The organism is Vitiosangium sp. GDMCC 1.1324, assembly GCF_003044305.1.
In the GTDB taxonomy this organism is placed as follows: Bacteria; Myxococcota; Myxococcia; order Myxococcales; family Myxococcaceae; genus Archangium.
Window position 1 is genome coordinate 292234 of the sequence record NZ_PZOX01000014.1, and the last position, 17068, is coordinate 309301.

Below are 17068 nucleotides of genomic sequence, written 5' to 3' on the forward strand. Positions count from 1 at the left end.
GGGCGAGGTGCTCACTTCAGCAACGCCCGGAGCTTCAGCCGCGCGTTGCTCGTGAGCCCGGAGTGCCCGTCGGCGATCCGCGTGAACGGCACGTCCTCGAGCTGCTCCAGCGACTTCAGGTTCTGCTTCGGGCTCTCCGAGAACACCCCCGGAGCCAGCACCACCCCGCCCGAGCCGCCCAGCAGCGAGTCGCCCGTGAAGAGGATGTCCCGCCACAGGTACATCACGCTGCCTGGCGTGTGGCCCGGCACGTGGAAGACGCGCAGCGACTCCCCGTCCACGTCCAGCGTCTGCCCGTCCTCCACCTCCTCGAGGTGCTCGGGCAACGGCGGCTGCTTCGTGAAGCGCGCGAGGAACTGGCCCGCCAGGCTATGCAGCGGCCGCTCGCCCCGCACCACCTCGGCCTCGCCTGGCCCCACCAGCACGCGCGCCTTGGGGAACAGGTGCGCGGCGCTCCAGTGGTCCCGGTGGCCGTGCGTCACCAGCACCGTGTGCACGTCCTCGGGTTTCAGCCCTTCCTGGCGCAGCTCGCCCAGCAACACCTCGCCGCTCGCGTCCGCACCGGTGTCGATGAGCGCCGCCCCGTTCCGGGTCCTCAGCACCCACGCGTAGGACTGACCATCGTTGATGCCCACCACCTCGGGCGCGGCCTCGATGCGTGGCTCACCGGCCCGAGGCACCTGCGACCACGCGACGCCCGCCGCCAGCATCCCGAGGCCGCCCAGCACCAGCAGCCCCCGCAGCACGAGGGAGGGGCGGCCGTCCGCCACTAGCCAACCACCCGGTTACGCCCGGACTTCTTCGCCTTGTACAGGTTGGCGTCCGCCACCTTGATGAACTGCAGCGGCTCCACCATGTCCGGCAGCATGTCCGCCACTCCCAGCGACAGGGTGACCGGAATGTCCTGGTTCTCGAAGGTGAACTGCTTCTCCTCGATGGTCCGGCGGATCTTCTCCGCGAAGATGCGCGCCTTCTCTCCCCCGTCCTCGGGGATGACGACCGCGAACTCCTCGCCGCCGTAGCGCGCGAAGCACTGCTCCTTGCGCACCATCCGCTTGATGGTCTGCGCCAGCTCGCGCAGCACGTAGTCACCCGCCAGGTGCCCGTGCACGTCGTTGATCTTCTTGAAGAAGTCGATGTCGAAGATCATCAGCGTCAGGGGGCGCCCGTAGCGGTGGCACCGCCCCATCTCCCTCTCCAGGTACTCGAGGAAGTAGCGCTTGTTGTTCACCCCGGTGAGACCGTCCTGGATGGTCAGCGTGTAGATGGTCTCGTGGTACTGCAGCTCCACGTTGTCGCCCGTGAGGAACTTGAAGATGGAGCCACCCACCTTGATGATGTCCCCGCTGCGCAGCGGCGTCTCCTGCGTCACCTCCTGATCATTGAGGTAGGTGCCGTTGGTGGAGCCCAGGTCCTTCACGAACATCCGCCCCTGCTTGCGGACAATCGTCGCGTGCCTGCGCGAGACGTTGTCGAGGTCCACCACGATGTGGTTGCCCTCTTCACGCCCGATGGTGAAATCACTCTCCTGGAGCGTGTACTTCTTGCCCAGCTCCGGCCCGTGAATCTGCACGATGCAGCATTCCGAGTCGACCGGGGTCGCCAGCTCCTTGATCGAGGAGATCTTGGTTACTCTGGTTTCGTCGCCAGCCATCGACTGGGAGACATAGCACGGCTGCCCTGGTGGAAGCCACGAGGCCCCGCCACCCCCCGGTTTGGCTACTCAACGAAGCCCCCCGAGCGGCCTTGCGGGACTCGTCCCCCCAGGTAACTTGCGTCCCCTATGGCCAAACTGCTGGCAATGATCCTCGCAGGGGGCGCCGGAACCCGGTTGGAACCCCTCACCCGTGAACGCGCCAAGCCGGCTGTCCCCTTCGGCGGCCGCTACCGCATCATCGACTTCGTCCTCTCCAACTTCGCCAACTCCGGCATCTACCGGATGAAGGTGCTGACGCAGTACAAGAGCGACTCGCTCAACAAGCACCTGTCGAGGGCCTGGAGGATGTCGGCCTTCCTCGGACACTACGTGGAAACCGTACCGGCCCAGATGAGGACCGGCATGGACTGGTACAAGGGCAGCGCCGACGCCATCTACCAGAACCTCAACATCATCACCGACGAGGAGCCGGACTACATCTTCGCCTTCGGTGCGGACCACGTCTACCGGATGGACTGCCGGCACATGTTGGACTTCCACGTGGAGCGCAAGGCGTCCTGCACGGTGGCGGCCATCCCCGTGCCCATCGAGGAGGGCCGGGAGTTCGGCATCATCGACGTGGGCCCGGACGGCCGCATGAAGGGCTTCGTGGAGAAGCCCCGCAACCCGCCTCCCATGCCTGGCAACCCCCGGTACTGCCTGGCGTCCATGGGCAACTACCTCTTCTCCACCGACTCGCTGGTGAAGGAGGTGGTGCGCGACGCCGCCGACGAGGCCAGCGCCCACGACTTCGGCAAGTCCATCATCAGCGAGCTCTACAAGCGCGAGGCGGTGTTCGTGTACGACTTCGCGCAGAATGTCGTCGCCGGCCAGGAGTCCAAGGAGCGCGGCTACTGGCGGGATGTGGGGAATATTGACACCTACTACCAGTCCAACATGGACCTGGTGGAGGTGGACCCCGTCTTCAACCTCTACAACGACCGCTGGCCCATCTACACCCAGCCCAACAACTTCCCGCCGGCCAAGTTCGTCTTCGCCGACCGGGAGAACAACCGGGTGGGACACGCCACGGACTCGCTGGTGAGCGAGGGGTGCATCATCTCCGGCGGCCACGTCAACCGCTCGGTGCTCTCGCCCAAGGTGCGCGTCAACTCGTTCTCCGAGGTGCAGGACTCCATCCTCTTCGAGAACGTCACCATCGGGCGGCGCTGCCGCATCCGCCGCGCCATCATCGACAAGAACGTGGAGATTCCCCCGGGGATGACCATCGGGTACGACCTCGAGGAGGATCGGCGCCGCTTCCACGTCACCCCGGGCGGCGTGGTGGTCATCCCCAAGGGCATGAAGGTGGCCTGAGCACCCCGCCGCTCACGGCTGTGCGAGGCCCGGGTGTATCCGCCCCGGGCCTCTTCGTCAGGGGGAGACCCCGCCCTGGCGGAAGGCCGACTTCACCTCCGGCTTGTTGAGCACCACCACCGACCAGATGCCCACCGGCAGCCCCATGACGCAGCAGCAGCCGATGAAGCACGGGACGAGGGCCGCGATGGCCCCGGCCATGGCCAGGCGGTAGTTCGTCAGGGTCTTCATCTTCAGACCCCCGAGGACCATCAACACGCCCTGCGCCAGCCCGAACACGTTGAACGAGATGCCCAAAGGCCCCGAGAGCAACCGGATCAGCTTCTCCATGAGGTCCCGGTAGGGCCCGAGCTGGGGGTTGTTGTAGAGCTCGGGAGGAAGAGGCGGCATCTCGCCTCGGGTGGCCAGCAACTTGATGAGCGAGTACAGCACGTTCGCGCTCACCAGGGCGCCAATCACCATCAGCAGGATGGCCGGCGCGGACACCTCTCGCCGCGCGGCCTCCGTGTTCGTCGCCCCCGGGCTTCCCGGCAGATTCTCCATGTCGTGCCTTCCCCTCTCGTGGTGAGCCACGGATTCCACCCGGAGGCGGGAGGGAGCGCCAGTGAATTGACGCCCCTCCCCCACCCGCTCAGGCCTTGAAGGTCATCAGCGGCGCCATCCGTGCCACCTCCCGGACGATGCCGGCCTCCACCTGCGAGGCCACCACCGGGCCAATCGGCTTGTAGGCCGCCGGCGCCTCCTCGATTCGGCGCTCGGCCCGCAGGGTGATGCAGTCCACCCCCGTGAGGCCCAGCGCCTCCTCCCGATGATCCGCCCCGCCCCTCGCCATGGAGAAGCGCGAGCGCGCCCGCCCCGCCCCATGCGACGCCGAGGCCAGTGCCTCCGCGTTGCCCAGCCCCACCATCAGGTAGGACGCCGCCCCCATGGAGCCGGGGATGATGACCGGCTGCCCCGCCTCCGCCGGGCAGGCCCCCTTGCGCGCCAGCCACCCGCCCTCCCACGGCAGGGTGATGTTGTGCGGCACGTCGTAGACGAGCGGTGCCTCCACGTCCCCGAACAGCTCCCGCAGCGTGAGCCGCAGCAGCTCCGCCAGCAGCAACCGGTTGAGGAAAGCGTAGTTGGCCGCCGTGGCCTCGGCCCGGAGGTACTCGCGCACCAGCTCCGGCTCCGCCAGCGGCAGAATCCCGCTCCCGGGGAAGGGCGCTCCCACCGGCCATGCCGCCCTCGCCCGCTCCTGCCACGTGAGCCCCACGTGCTTCCCCATGTCCCGCGAGCCCGAGTGCACCATGAACGCGAGCTGGCCCTCGCGCACACCCCACTCCCACGCCCGCGCCCGGTCCACCACCGCCTCCACCCGCTGCACCTCGACGAAGTGGTTGCCCCCGCCGATGGTGGCCAGGCCGGGGTCTCTCACCACGCCCTCCCGGCGCAGCCCCGTGGGTGCCCACGCCGGGTCTCCCTCGAGCGCTCCGCCCAGGTACACCCGCGTGGACTCCCGGTCGAGCTGACCCAGGTCCGCCCTCGCCACCACCCCCAGCGGCGCCTCCAGCGTCTCCAGGAGCCAGCCCGGCAGGCCATCGCGCAGCAGCGCCTCCACCGCGCGCGAGCCCAGCGCCACGTCCCGGGTGCCGAAGAAGTAGTGGCCCTTCATCCGCTCGACGAAGGCGTCGCGGCGGGCGAGGAATGCCTCCACCGGAATGTCCGCGACGTGCAGACGCATGCCGCAGTTGATGTCGGTGCCCACCGCGCCGGGCACCACCAGGCCCTCGGTGTGCACCACCGAGCCGATGGCCACTCCGGAGTCTCCCGGGTGGAAGTCCGGCGTGGCGCGCACCCGCTTCACGGTGCCACCGCCCGGGTGCTTCAGCGCGGCGAGCGCGGCGAGCTGCTGGAAGGCCTTGCCCTCCACGGGCAGGTCCGGTGGGAGGAGCACCTCGGCGGGAGGCGCGTTCGTGTCGCCCTGGAGGCGCACGGTGTAGACACGACCGTCGTACGTCACATCGAGCCCCTCACGGGCGAGTGCCCGCAGGAGCCGGTTCAGTTTCGGCTGCATGACCTTCTCGGAATCTGGCCCGCGCCCGAAGGGGCCCGGGGGACCTGTACGAATGGATTCGAGACCTCGGGTCAGCAGCCGCGGTCGTGGACGCCGGAGCGTCCGCCGCCGCAGGGACGACAGGACGCGACCCCTCCTGACGGCGCACCGGTGAGGTCCGCCGTCCTCGGGGTCGCTGGGCCAGTAGGGGAGGGTTGCGCTCTGACTTTATGAAACCAGGGGGGTGTTGCAGATTCGTTGGAGTGACGCGGCAGGCCGGAGTCACCGGGGGTGAGGCACGCATGGGGACCGCCAGCATGCATGGACACGGGGCAGCACAGGATGCCTCCCTTCCGGCGGAGACCGCTCACACGGCCGTGCCCCCCTTCCCCGGGATGCTCCTGCACGTGGGCTCCTGCCTCCACGCCACGCTGGTCGTCGACAGCCAGAAGCGCATCGCCTGGGTGGATGATGCGCTGACACTCGCCAGCGGTTGGAATGGCAATCCCCCCGAAGGACGCTGCGCCCGGGAGGTCCTCGGTACGCTTCCGTGGCTCATGGAGGCCCTCGACACCGCGCTCACCGGCAAGGCGGCGGTCGGCTCGACGGACCGGGTGAAGGCCTTCGTTCTTCCCGTCTTCGGAGAGGAAGGCCAATTCCTGGGTGCCTGTGCCTGCATGAGCACGTCCGAGGGCTCGAAGGGAGAGCCCGCTCTGCGCGAGGCCCTGGCCCGCGAGCTCACCCGGACCCAGCGGCAATACGAGGAGCTCATCGACGCCATCGACGGCATCGTCTGGGAAGCCGATGCCAGCACCTTCCGCTTCACCTTCGTCAGCCGGCAGGCCGAGCGCCTCCTCGGCTATCCCCCCGAGCAGTGGAGGCGGGAGCCGGACTTCTGGGTGAAGCACCTGCATCCGGAGGACCGCGAGTGGGCCTGCTCCTTCTGTCTGAAGGCGACCCACGAGGGCAGGCCCCATCAGCTCGAGTACCGCATGGTGGCCGCCGACGGCAGCACCGTGTGGCTGCGCGACATCGTCACGGTGCTCGTCGAGGACGGACGCCCCGCCAGGCTCCGAGGCATCATGGTGGACATCACCGAGCAGCGCCGGGCCCAGCAGCAACTGGAGCGCACCGTCTCCCTGCTGCGCACCACGCTCGAAGCCACCGCGGATGGTGTGCTGGTGACGAACCTGGACCGGCGCATCACGGCCTACAACCGGAAGTTCCAGGAGCTCTGGCACATCCCCGATGAGCTGATGGCCCATAGGGATGACGGCCGGACGCTCGCGTTCGTGCTCGACCAACTCCCGCACCCGGAGCCGTTCTACGCCCGTGTCCAGGAGATCTGCGAAGCCCTGGAGGAGGAGAGCCTCGACATCCTGGAGCTCCGCGATGGGCGCATCCTCGAGCGCTACTCGTGTCCCCAGAGGCAGGGGGACACCATCATCGGCCGCATCTGGAGCTTCCGGGACGTGACGGCCGAGCACCGCGCCCGGGAGCACCTGGAGCACACCCTCTCGCTGCTGCGCGCCACGTTCGACTCCATCGCGGATGGGGTCATCGTCGTGAGCCAGGATCAGCGGATCACCACCTCCAACAAGCGCTTCCAGAAGCTCTGGGGGCTCCCCGACGACGTCCTGCTGGAGAACCTGGACGTCATGAAGGCGGTCACCGCCGCGGCCCCCCTGCTCAAGGACCCGGAGCAGTTCGTCACCCGGCTGCGCGAGATGTTCGTGGTCTCCGACCAGGAGTACGTCGACACGGTCGAGTTCCGCGACGGGCGCATCCTCGAGCACACCTCGCTGCCCCAACGGCTGGGAAACACCATCATCGGCCGTATCTGGAGCTATCGGGACGTGACGCAGGAGCGCCTCGCCAAGGCGGAGCAGGAGCGGTTGCTGGTGGCCGAGCAGAGCGCACGCGAGCGGCTGGAGGAATCACTCGCCCTGCTCGACACCTTCCTGAACAACGCGCCCATCGGCATGGGGTTCCTCAACCGCGACCTGCGCTACCTCCGGGTCAATGACGCACTGGCCGCGCTCCACGGCAAGAACCGGGAGGAGGAGGTGGGCCAGACGCTCCGCGAGTCGACACCGCAGGTGGCGTCCGTCGTCGAGCCCCTCATGCGCCGGGTCCTGGAGACCGGCGAGCCCATCATCGGACTGGACCTGAGGGGAGAAGTCCCCGCCACTCCGGGCGCGTTGCGCTCGTGGCGCGTCAGCTACTACCCCGTCCGGACGCCGCGCGGCGGAATCGTGGGCGTTGGCGCCGTGGTGGTCGAGCTGACGGCGGAGCGCCAGGCGCAGGAGGAGCGCGAGCGGTTGTTGCGCGAGGCCCATGAGGCCATCCAGGTCCGGGACGACTTCCTCTCCGTCGCCTCCCATGAGCTGAAGACCCCCCTCACCCCCCTCAAGCTCCTCCTCCAGACCCTGAAACTGCGGTGCGCCTCCGGGCAACCCCTTCCGCCCCGCCTCGCGGAGAAGGCGCTCACCCAGGTGGACCGGCTCTCGGGACTCATCTCGGATCTGCTGGACGCCTCCCTGGTCGAGGCGGGACAGCTCCCGGTGGAGTGCGAGCCCATGCCCTTCCGGGAGCTCGTCCGCGAGGTGGTCGCGAACTTCCGTCCGGCCTGCATCCACCACACCCTGGAGTACGAGGAGCACACGGAGGAGCTCGTCATCCAGGGAGACCGTGAACGGCTCGCCCAGGTGCTGATGAACCTGCTGGAGAACGCCCTCAAGTACAGCCCCCAGGGAGGGCCCATCCACGTGGCGCTCACCCAGACCAGGAACGAGGCGCTCGTCTCCATCTCGGACTCCGGAATCGGCATCCCGGAGGACGAACAGGCGCACCTCTTCGAGCGCTTCTTCCGGGCACGCAACGCCCCCATCTCCGGCTTCGGAGGGCTGGGGCTGGGGCTCTACATCTGCCGGGACATCATCGAGCGCCACGGTGGCCGCATCTGGGTGGAGAGTGAACTGGGCCGCGGCTCCACCTTCCGCTTCACCCTCCCGGTGCGGGCCTGAGCCGATTCCTCCATGGCCGCCTGGCTGGCCAGCGAGGGGCGGTCGCGACTCGTCGCGACTCAACTGATGTTAAATATCGGGGAGATCGCGACAGCCGGGCCCGCTGGTGCCGCCGAGCTCCTGTGCTGGCGGTCTCCCCCGGGCCAACGGGGGAGAGCCATGGCCGATACGCAGCGGAGTGAGGAGTGGCGGGGCATACCTGGCCCGGCAAACGCCTCACCGATGCTCTGGATTGGAGGAGGCCTGCCCCCGCGCTTCCGCTGGGTGAGCCGTCCCCTCGTGCATCTGCTCGGCTACCCGCCCGAGGAGTGGAAGGAACGGGGCTTCGTCCACCGGCTCGTCCACAAGGAGGATCTCGACCGGGTGCTGGAGGCATGGTGGCGGGTGGCCCGGACAGGAGAGTCCCTCACCCTCGAGTTCCGCGCGCTGGCGGCGAAGGAGCGGCTCGTCTTCCTGTCCGTCGAGCTGAGCGCCATCGAGCCCTCGGAAGAGGGCGGCGGAGAGCTCCTCGGCACCGTCCGGGTCGTCTCCCCTTCCCTGCGGCCCGCTCCGCTGGAAGCGCGGACTCCGGCCTCCTATGTCTGCCTGAACCGCAACGGGCCCTCGGGCTCCGAGGAGGAGCTCCGCGAGGCACTGGACGGACTGCCCGGACCCGCCTGGATGGTGGACGAGAACCTGTCCATCCGGTGGTGCAGCCCACGACAGCAGGCTCCCGGCGCCGAGGATCTCTTGTGCGCCACGGCCCGCGCCGCGGACCCCAAGGCCTGGGCCTCGGCCCACCGCCAGGCGCTCGCGGGAGAAACGGTGGGCTTCGACTTCACCGCCCGCGGCCGCGTCTACCGGAGCCGGGTGGGACCCTTTCGGGACGCGGGCGGTGCCATCATCGGGGCGCTCGGGGTCGCCACGGACGTCTCCGACCTGGACGAGGCGGCCCAGGAGCTCACCCGCGCCCAGCGCGAGCATGAGGAGCTCATCGACACCGTCGACGGCATCGTCTGGTCCACCGATGCGGCCTTCCGCTTCACCTTCGTCAGCAAGCAGGCCGAGCGCCTGCTCGGCTATCCCATCCAACAATGGATACAGGAGCCCAACTTCTGGGTGAACCACCTCTACCCCGAGGACCGGGACTGGGCCCCCGCCTTCTGCATGAAGGCGACCCAGGAGTGCAGGCCCCATGAGTTCGAGTACCGGATGATCGCCGCCGACGGGCGGATCGTCTGGCTGCGCGACATCGTCACGGTGGTCTCCGAGAACGGCAAGCCCCGCGAGCTGCGGGGCATCATGGTGGACGTCACCGAGCAGCGCCAGGCCCGGGAGCAGCTGGAGCACACCATCTCCCTGCTGCGCACCACGCTCGAGGCCACCGCGGATGGCGTGCTCGTCGTGGACCTGAACTGGCGGGTCCGCACCTACAACGGCAGGTTCCAGGAGCTCTGGAGGATCCCCGACAGCCTGTTGGAGCGCCGGGATGGCAGGGTGTTGAGCGCGCACATGCAGCCCCAGCTCAAGAACCCGGAACAGGTCCGCGAACGGGTCAAGCAGCTGTTCGCGACCGCCGACAGCGAGAGCGTCGATGTCCTGGAGCACCTCGACGGGCGCGTCATCGAGCGCTACTCACGGCCCCAGCGGCAGGGGGACACCATCATCGGCCGCGTCTTCAGCTACCGGGACGTGACGGCGCAGCGCCGCGCACAGGAGGAGCGGGAACGGCTGCTGCGCGAGGCCCAGGAGGCCATCCGCGTGCGCGACGACTTCCTGTCCATCGCCTCGCACGAGCTGAAGACCCCCCTCACCCCGCTCAAGCTGCACCTGCAGGTGTTGAAGCAGCGGGCGTCGTCCGGACAGCCCCTGCCCGCCCAACACGCGGAGAAGGCGCTCGCCCAGGTCGCGCGACTCTCCGGGCTCATCAATGATCTGCTGGACACCTCCCGCATCCAGGCGGGCCGGCTGGAGCTGAAGCACGAGCCCGTACCACTCGGGGAGCTCATCCGCGAGGTGCTCGCGGACCTGCGCCCGATCAGCACCCATCACACGCTCGAGTACGAGGAGCCCGACGAGGCCTTCACCATCCAGGGAGACCGGAGCCGGCTCGCGCAGGTGCTGGTGAACCTGCTGGAGAACGCCCTCAAATACAGCCCCACGGGAGGCACCATCCGCGTCACGGTGGAGCGTGACACGGCCCAGCAGGCGCTCGTCTCGGTGGCGGACGGAGGCATTGGCATTCCTCCGGACCAGAAGGCCCACCTCTTCGAGCGCTTCTTCCGGGCACGCAACGCCCCCATCTCCGGCTTCGGAGGGCTGGGACTGGGGCTCTACATCTGCCGGGACATCGTCGAGCACCACGGAGGCCGCATCTGGGTGGAGAGCGAGGTGGGCAAGGGCTCCACCTTCCACTTCACCCTCCCGGTGTCCAGCCCGGCCCCGCGGTGAGGCGAGGCATCCCGCCCCGGCTCAGGCCGACTGCTTCACCGCCTGCGGCCGCTTCTGGAAGTCCGCCAGCGTCTGGGCGATCTCCTGGTTCACCTGACGCAGCAGATCCTGCTTCTCGCGGAACGGGAGGAAGGCGCTCTTGAAGCCGGAGACGATGATGGTGGTCAGGTCCTCCAGCGACAGCCCGAGCTCCTTGTGCGCCACCCACAGCTCCTTCGTCACCGTGGTGTCGGTGATGAGGCGGTTGTCGGTGTTGATGGTCACCCGCAGGCCGTAGTCGAAGTAGAACTTGAGCGGGTGCGCGTCCAGGCTCGACACCGCGCCCGTCTGCACGTTGGAGGAGGGGCACACCTCCAGCGGGATGCGATGGTCGTTCACGTAGTTGAGCAGGTCGCCATCCTCGCGCAGCCGCGTGCCGTGGCCGATGCGGTGCGCCCCCAGGTAGTGGATGGCCTGGGAGATGGACTCGGGCCCGAAGGCCTCGCCCGCGTGCGCCGTGCAGTTGACGTTGTTCTTGAGGATGAGCTGGAAGGCGTCCTTGTGGTCCTTGGCGGGGAAGCTCGCCTCGGCGCCCGCCAGGTCGAAGCCGATGACGCCCCGGTTCTTGTAGGCCACGCTCAGCTCCGCCAGCCGCATGGACGTCTGTGGGTTGATGTGGCGGATGCCGCAGACGATGACGCCGTACTTGATGCCCGTCTCGCGCTTGGCCACGCGCAACCCCTCGAGCACCGAGTCGATGACCGTGGTCATCTTCAGGCCCTTCTGCAGGTGCAGCGCGGGCGAGTAGCGCACCTCGATGTAGCGCACGTTCTCCGCCGCCGCGTCCACTGCCAGCTCGTAGGCCGAGCGGTAGAGGGACTCGGCCGTCTGGAGCACCGAGAGCGTCACGTCGAAGGCCACCAGGTAGTCCTCGAGGCTCTTGCACACCTCGCCCATGTGGATGGCCTTGGCCAGGCCGTCCTCGGTGTCCGCGGGCAGCTTCACCTTCTGCTGATCGGCCAGCTCGAGGATCGTCTTGAGCCGCATGGAGCCATCGAGGTGACAGTGCAGGTCCGTCTTGGGCAGGGCGAGGAGCAGCTCCTCGGTGACGGGGATGGCCGGGGGCGGGGCCCAGTCAGACCGGCGGGCGGATGAGGGAATACCAGTCGAGCTGGGGAGCTCGTCGTCGCGAATCGAAGCCATGTCGGGTTCCTTCCTTGCCAAGCATCCTAGGGGTCTGAAAATCCTCTCTCAACCATGACGCCTCCGGTCATTCAGCGCCTCGCCTTACCGCTCGCCATCGCCGCGCTGATGGCCGCCTGTCGGCAGCCCACCGACAAGCTCTTCGCCTTCTCCACCGACGCTCCCTCCCGGGTGGAGCTGGTGCCCCTGGAGGACGGGGTCCTGGTGGGCAACGAGGCCGGCCGGCTGCTTCGGTTGAACCGCCAAGGAGAGCCCGTCTGGCAGGTGGAGCTGGGCCGCGAGGTCGCGGCGCGCCCCGCGGCGTCGGGAGACAGCATCATCGTGGGAACGGTTGGAGGGACTCTCGTCAGTCTCACGCGCGCCCAGGGCACGGAGCGCTGGCGCCTCACCGGGCAGCCGGCCGTCCTGACGCCGCTCGTCTCGGACGCGAGCTCCGTCTACGTGGTGGCGCCGGATGGCTCGGTGCGAGCCCTCGCGGTGGATTCGGGCGAGGTGCGCTGGCGCCGGCCCCTGCCCCCGGGCGAGCCCCACCCCGAGGCCACCCGGCCCCTGCCCTCGCCCGTCCTCGCTGGAGAGCGCCTGGTGGTGGCGCTCGGAGACGTGGGGCTGGTGGCGCTGTCGCCCCAGGATGGCACGGTGCGTTGGCGCCATCCCTTGGTCCAGGTGCTGGGGATGGAGGCACGGGGAGAGGTGCTGTACGCCTCCACCCGGAAGGGCGAGGTGCTCGCGCTCGGGCTTGCCGACGGGCAGGTGCACTGGCGGCAGACACCGGCCCCCACTCTCACGAGCCCCCCGAGCTTCGCCAAGGAGTCCATCTGGGTGGGCACGGACGAGCCGCTGCTGCTCGCGCTGTCGCCCCAGGACGGGCGGGAGGTGTTCCGCATGACCCTGCCCGCGCCGCTCGTGACGCAGGTCGTCGAATTCCGCGAGTGGTTGTTGGTGCCCACCCGGAGCACCCAGGGGTGGTTGCTCGGGCTCAAACCCCGGGGGGGACCTCCGGTCTTCTCGCTGAGGCTGGATACGCCGCTCCTCACCCGGCCGGTGGTGATTGGAGATCAGCTCTTCGTGCAGGGACAGGACGGGCGGGTGCTCTCGTGGAGGCTGCAACCGCCAAAGCAGTGAGCACGCGCCCGCTCATTGGGGGCCATGACGAGCCAAGGTGGGCGACTTCAAGACAAGCAACGCGAACGCGAGAGAAGCGGAGAGGTGCGGCATGTGCAACCGGATTGTTGACCCGCGCCGAGGAGGCGCAAGACAGCGGCACTTGCTGAAGATGGTGGCCCTGGGACTGCTCATGGCCCAATCCGCATGTGTCACCACCGCATCGAGAGGGCCCCAGGGCGGCACACCGGGACACTACGGTTACAGCAACGCGCCTGTTGGTATCGACTCCCCTTCGGCCACCTGCCGCAACAGCCTCTCCGCCTGCGCCGCGCTTTACGGAACGGAGGTGGCCTCCACCGGCGCCGTCCTGAAAGTGGTGCTCGAGGAGACAGTCCGGAAATCCATCGAGGAGGAGCTCACGAAATGCGCCGACCTGGCGCGCTCGGAGGTGCTCCTACGGCACGAGGGACAGTTCGAGAAACTGTCTCCGAACGCCAACGAGTGCAAGCAGATGACAAAGGACGCCACAGGCAGGCGAGTGACGTGGGCCATACGACTCGGTCTCGAGATGCATGAGGTCGCTCAGAAATGTGCCGACCTCGCATTGAGTGGACTGAGGCCGGGAGGCTTCAGCCTGGAGCAGCGCTACCGCATCATCAACCGGGAAACAGGGGAGAAAAAGCTGGTAAGCACAGAGGAAGAGGACGCCCTGGTGGACTCTGGCAATGCCGGAGAGCTAACGGGAACGCTGAAGCCGGACGTCGTCATTCACGAGGGAGACCCCCTCAACGCTCAAGCCGCTTATGACTTCAAATTCCCTTGCGTGAATACCGACCAACCTCCGGATTGGGGCCGGTATCCCGAGGACCACCCATTTGAAAACGAAACTCAAAAATCCGTCTATTTGAAATACATAGCGAGTTTCGTAGCGCGCGTCCTTCCTCGGCTGGGAGTCATCCCATGAGCCGCCCCTACCCGCGAATTCGCATTCGCGCCGAGAATGGATATCTCCTGATCAGAGAAGGGCTTACCCTGACCTTCTACATCCGCCGTTCTCACCAGGACATTTCGCAACACATTGCGCGATCGCTCGAGACGTACCTGCGCGCGGTTGGCCAGACTGCACTCGGCCTGTACGCCGATAAAGAGGGCGACTGGCAATTCCTCGACGAGGTGGGCTGGTCGCTCATTCGCCAGGAGTTCAACGCCCGCCGCAGTGCCTATATCCACTTGACCGATGCGTCGAGCACGGAGACACGCTACAAGTTTCTCTATCAAGGCAGACGCATGGATGCGCCGTTCCTCAAGAGCGAACCCGGTGCGACATCCGCCGTCTCCTTCTGGCTGCCGACGGAGTATCTCGAGGAGCAAGGCCCCGAGCGGGTTCGCGACCTGGCGCTGGAGCTGGCATCACGCCTGCCTTTCTGCACGGGCAACGTCGGCCTTGCGTTCAATTGCGATACCAGCCTTGTTGGTGTGAGCCAGGAGATTCACAAGCGATGGTTCCGCCATCCAGGCATGGATGTTCCCGACACGAGTTGGGTCTCGTTGCACATCGGCACCCAGGTGCGAGGCCCCTCCTGGCTGACCTTCCTCGGTCAGCCCGTGCTGGGAGAACTGGGCGGCGCAGCCGGACTGCGCGCCCAGCTGCACCATCCGGAAACCACCGTCCAGGAACTGGAGGGTGATCGAGCCGTCGTCATTCTGGGCCCCATACCTGAAGCGGGCGACACCGAGCAGGGCCACGACCTGCCCGCCTACCGCGAGCTGGCGCGCGTGCTGGAGCCCTGGCTCTACCACGAGCCGCAGCTCCATACCTCCGCACCGATGGAGGACGTCCGCCGCTGGGAGCGGCGGTTCCTCGACTGACAACGGAGACTCTCCGTCAGCCTGGCAGCAGGAAGCGAGCGATGACTCGCTTGAGGCCCACGGCCCCTCCGAAGTCCACCGTCACCTTCGCGTTGGGACCCGCGCCATCCGTCGACACGATGCGTCCCATGCCGAACTGCTCGTGGCGCACCCGCATCCCGCGCACGTCTCCGCCCACTCCGTCCATGTCCGACGCCTGCGAGTAGGAGCGGTCGATGCGCGGCCCGTCGTCCTCGTCACCCCAGTTGCGCTTGCGCGGCGCCATCGCTGACGCCTTCGGTGCCGGTGTCTCCAGTTCCTGCTCCGCGATGCCGAAGAGCGACTGCGGCACCTCTCGCAAGAAACGCGAGGGCGGGTTGTAGCGCAGCTCGCCGAACAGCGAGCGGCACTGCGCCAGGCTCACGAACAGCCGCTTGCGTGCTCGCGTGAAGCCCACGTAGCAGAGCCGCCGCTCCTCGGCCATCTCCTCGCCGTCCGGATCGTCGCTCACGAGCGAGCGAGAGTGCGGAAAAACTCCGTCCTCCATGCCGGTGATGAACACCGCGTCGAACTCGAGCCCCTTCGCCGCGTGCAGCGTCATCAGCGCCACCCGGCCCTCGCCCACCTCGGCGTCCGCCTCGCCCACCAGGCTGATCTGCTCCAGGAAGGCGTTGAGCGGCGGCACGTCCGCCGTGAGCGGCGAGTCGTCCAGGCCCTCCTCTTCTGGAGGCCGCTCGGCTCTCTCCCCGTCCCCTCCCGAGGCCGCCGCCACCGCCGCGGCCGCCCGGTTCAGGTCGAACTCCTGTGCGGCACCCAGGAACTCGCGCAGGTTCTCCGCTCGCGACAGCGACTCGTCACTGCCCTCCGTGACGAGCGACTCCACCAGGTGCGACTCCTTCAGCATCTGGTCCACCGCGCTCGCCGCGTCCGCCGAGTCCTGGGCGAAGGCATGCAGCGAGGACAGCAACGCGTGGAAGTTGGTCAGCCGGCGCTGCGCCGCCGTATTCAGACCTGAAATCCGCTCGGGCGCCGCGGTGGCCTCGTACAGGCTCACCCCTGCCTGGTTGGCCCAGTCCACCAGCCGCTCCACCGTGGTATCGCCAATGCCTCGCGCCGGCGTGTTGATGATGCGCAGCAGGTCCGCGTCCGAGCGAGGGTTCACCATCAGCCGCAGATAGGCCGCCGCGTCCCGCACCTCGGCCCGGTCGTAGAAGCTGCGTCCGCTCACCAGCGTGTACGGCACGCGCGCCAGCCGCAGCGCCTCCTCCAGCACGCGGCTCTGCGCGTTGGTCCGGTAGAAGACCGCCATCCCCGAGTACTTGATGAAGCCCTCGCGCTGCAGCGCGTGGATGCGGCGGGCCACTTCCTGGGCCTCGGCGCGCTCGTCCCGGTTGAGCAGCAGCGTGAGGTTCTCGCCCTTGGGCCGGTCGCTCCACAGCTTCTTCGGCATGCGCCGCGTGTTGCGCGCGATGACCGCGTGCGCCGAGTCCAGGATGTTCTGGTCCGAGCGGTAGTTCTGCTCCAGCTTCACCACCCGGGCGCCCTCGAACTGCACCGGGAAGTTGAGGATGTTGTCCACGCTCGCCCCGCGCCAGCGGTAGATGGACTGATCGTCATCGCCCACCACCACCAGGTTGGGACGGCGCTCCGGAGGGGCCAGCAGGCGCAGCAGCTCGTACTGCACCGGGTTGGTGTCCTGGAACTCGTCCACGAGGATGTGCTGGAAGCGCCGCCGGTACTGCTCCACCACGTCCGGGCGCTGGCGAAAGAGCGCCACCAGCAGCAGGAGCAGGTCGCCGAAGTCCACCGCGTTCGCCGCGCGCAGCAGCCGCTGGTAGGCCCGGTAGGTCTTCTGCACCACCGTGCCGCGCAGGTCCTCCGAGTCCACCACCATGTCGTCCGGGAGCCGCGCCGCGTTCTTCTCCTGATCGATGCGGTGGAGGATTTCGCGCGGCTGCATCACCGGGTCCACGCGCACCTCGCGCATGGCGCGCTTGACGAGCTGGAGCTGATCCCCATCGTCGTAGATGACGAACGAGGGCGTGAGCCCCACCGCTTCCGCCACCGACGCGTCCCGGAGGACACGGCGCAGAATCATCGACGACGAGGAGTGGAAGGTGCTCACCACCAGCTCGTGCGCCTGGAGGCCGAGGAGCTGGACGAGCCGCTCCCTCATCTCTCGCGCGGCCTTGTTGGTGAAGGTGACGGCGAGGATGCGCCAGGGGTAGACGCCGCGCACCTGGACCAGGTGGGCCACCCGGCGAGTGATGACGCGCGTCTTGCCGCTGCCCGCGCCCGACAGCACGAGGAGCGGACCCTCCCCGTGGAGGACCGCTTCCTTCTGGGGCTCGTTCAGGTCTTTGAGGAGTTCGTTTTCGGCGTTCACGGCAGGCGCCATATCTAGAGGGAAACCCTGCTTCTAACGAGTTT

12 protein-coding genes are annotated in these 17068 nt (G+C 68.0%); 6 read left to right on the forward strand and 6 right to left on the reverse strand.

The window, feature by feature from the left end; all coding sequences use genetic code 11:
- Nucleotides 1-11: 11 nt before the first annotated feature.
- Both DAT35_RS34930 and DAT35_RS34935 read right to left on the reverse strand, forming a co-directional pair.
- Nucleotides 12-770, reverse strand: a complete 759-nt coding sequence (locus DAT35_RS34930; RefSeq protein ID WP_304466075.1) for an MBL fold metallo-hydrolase — start codon at nucleotides 768-770, stop codon at nucleotides 12-14.
- On the reverse strand, nucleotides 770-1654 hold the full coding sequence (locus tag DAT35_RS34935; protein ID WP_108073415.1) for a GGDEF domain-containing protein: 885 nt from the start codon (nucleotides 1652-1654) through the stop codon (nucleotides 770-772). The genes DAT35_RS34930 and DAT35_RS34935 overlap by 1 nt, the downstream gene beginning before the upstream one ends.
- Nucleotides 1655-1783: 129 nt before the next feature.
- Here DAT35_RS34935 and glgC point away from each other — a divergent pair, with 129 nt between their 5' ends.
- Nucleotides 1784-3013 carry a glucose-1-phosphate adenylyltransferase gene (gene glgC / locus DAT35_RS34940; protein ID WP_108073417.1) on the forward strand — a complete coding sequence of 410 codons (1230 nt, stop codon included), beginning with the start codon at nucleotides 1784-1786 and terminating at the stop codon, nucleotides 3011-3013.
- Between the two features lie 57 nt (nucleotides 3014-3070).
- On the opposite strand, the gene DAT35_RS34945 is transcribed toward glgC, so the two are convergent.
- Both DAT35_RS34945 and DAT35_RS34950 read right to left on the reverse strand, forming a co-directional pair.
- Nucleotides 3071-3556, reverse strand: coding sequence for a hypothetical protein (locus DAT35_RS34945; RefSeq protein WP_108073419.1), 486 nt, complete (start codon nucleotides 3554-3556; stop codon nucleotides 3071-3073).
- Between the two features lie 88 nt (nucleotides 3557-3644).
- Nucleotides 3645-5069 carry an RtcB family protein gene (locus DAT35_RS34950; RefSeq protein WP_108073421.1) on the reverse strand — a complete coding sequence of 475 codons (1425 nt, stop codon included), beginning with the start codon at nucleotides 5067-5069 and terminating at the stop codon, nucleotides 3645-3647.
- Nucleotides 5070-5425: 356 nt separating this feature from the next.
- On the opposite strand from DAT35_RS34950, the gene DAT35_RS34955 reads away from it, so the two are divergent.
- Entirely contained in the window at nucleotides 5426-8074 is a 2649-nt protein-coding gene (locus tag DAT35_RS34955) for a PAS domain-containing protein (protein ID WP_158502037.1), read from the forward strand.
- A 222-nt stretch (nucleotides 8075-8296) separates the two neighbouring features.
- The gene (locus DAT35_RS34965; RefSeq protein ID WP_369946266.1) at nucleotides 8297-10504 is read left to right on the forward strand and encodes an ATP-binding protein; all 2208 of its coding nucleotides are present in this window, start codon (nucleotides 8297-8299) and stop codon (nucleotides 10502-10504) included.
- A 21-nt stretch (nucleotides 10505-10525) separates the two neighbouring features.
- Here DAT35_RS34965 and add read toward each other — a convergent pair whose 3' ends face one another.
- Nucleotides 10526-11686, reverse strand: a complete 1161-nt coding sequence (add, locus tag DAT35_RS34970) for an adenosine deaminase (RefSeq protein ID WP_108073429.1) — start codon at nucleotides 11684-11686, stop codon at nucleotides 10526-10528.
- A gap of 54 nt (nucleotides 11687-11740) precedes the next feature.
- On the opposite strand from add, the gene DAT35_RS34975 reads away from it, so the two are divergent.
- The 3 genes from DAT35_RS34975 to DAT35_RS34985 are packed head-to-tail and all read left to right on the forward strand — an operon-like array spanning nucleotide 11741 to nucleotide 14659.
- The gene (locus DAT35_RS34975; protein WP_108073432.1) at nucleotides 11741-12808 is read left to right on the forward strand and encodes a PQQ-binding-like beta-propeller repeat protein; all 1068 of its coding nucleotides are present in this window, start codon (nucleotides 11741-11743) and stop codon (nucleotides 12806-12808) included.
- Nucleotides 12809-12845: 37 nt separating this feature from the next.
- On the forward strand, nucleotides 12846-13754 hold the full coding sequence (locus DAT35_RS34980) for a hypothetical protein (RefSeq protein ID WP_146210022.1): 909 nt from the start codon (nucleotides 12846-12848) through the stop codon (nucleotides 13752-13754).
- Nucleotides 13751-14659 carry a DUF3396 domain-containing protein gene (locus DAT35_RS34985; RefSeq protein WP_108073436.1) on the forward strand — a complete coding sequence of 303 codons (909 nt, stop codon included), beginning with the start codon at nucleotides 13751-13753 and terminating at the stop codon, nucleotides 14657-14659. Before DAT35_RS34980 ends, DAT35_RS34985 begins: the two co-directional genes overlap by 4 nt.
- A 16-nt stretch (nucleotides 14660-14675) precedes the next feature.
- On the opposite strand, the gene DAT35_RS34990 is transcribed toward DAT35_RS34985, so the two are convergent.
- Nucleotides 14676-17036, reverse strand: a complete 2361-nt coding sequence (locus DAT35_RS34990) for an ATP-dependent helicase (RefSeq protein ID WP_108073438.1) — start codon at nucleotides 17034-17036, stop codon at nucleotides 14676-14678.
- Nucleotides 17037-17068 lie beyond the last annotated feature (32 nt).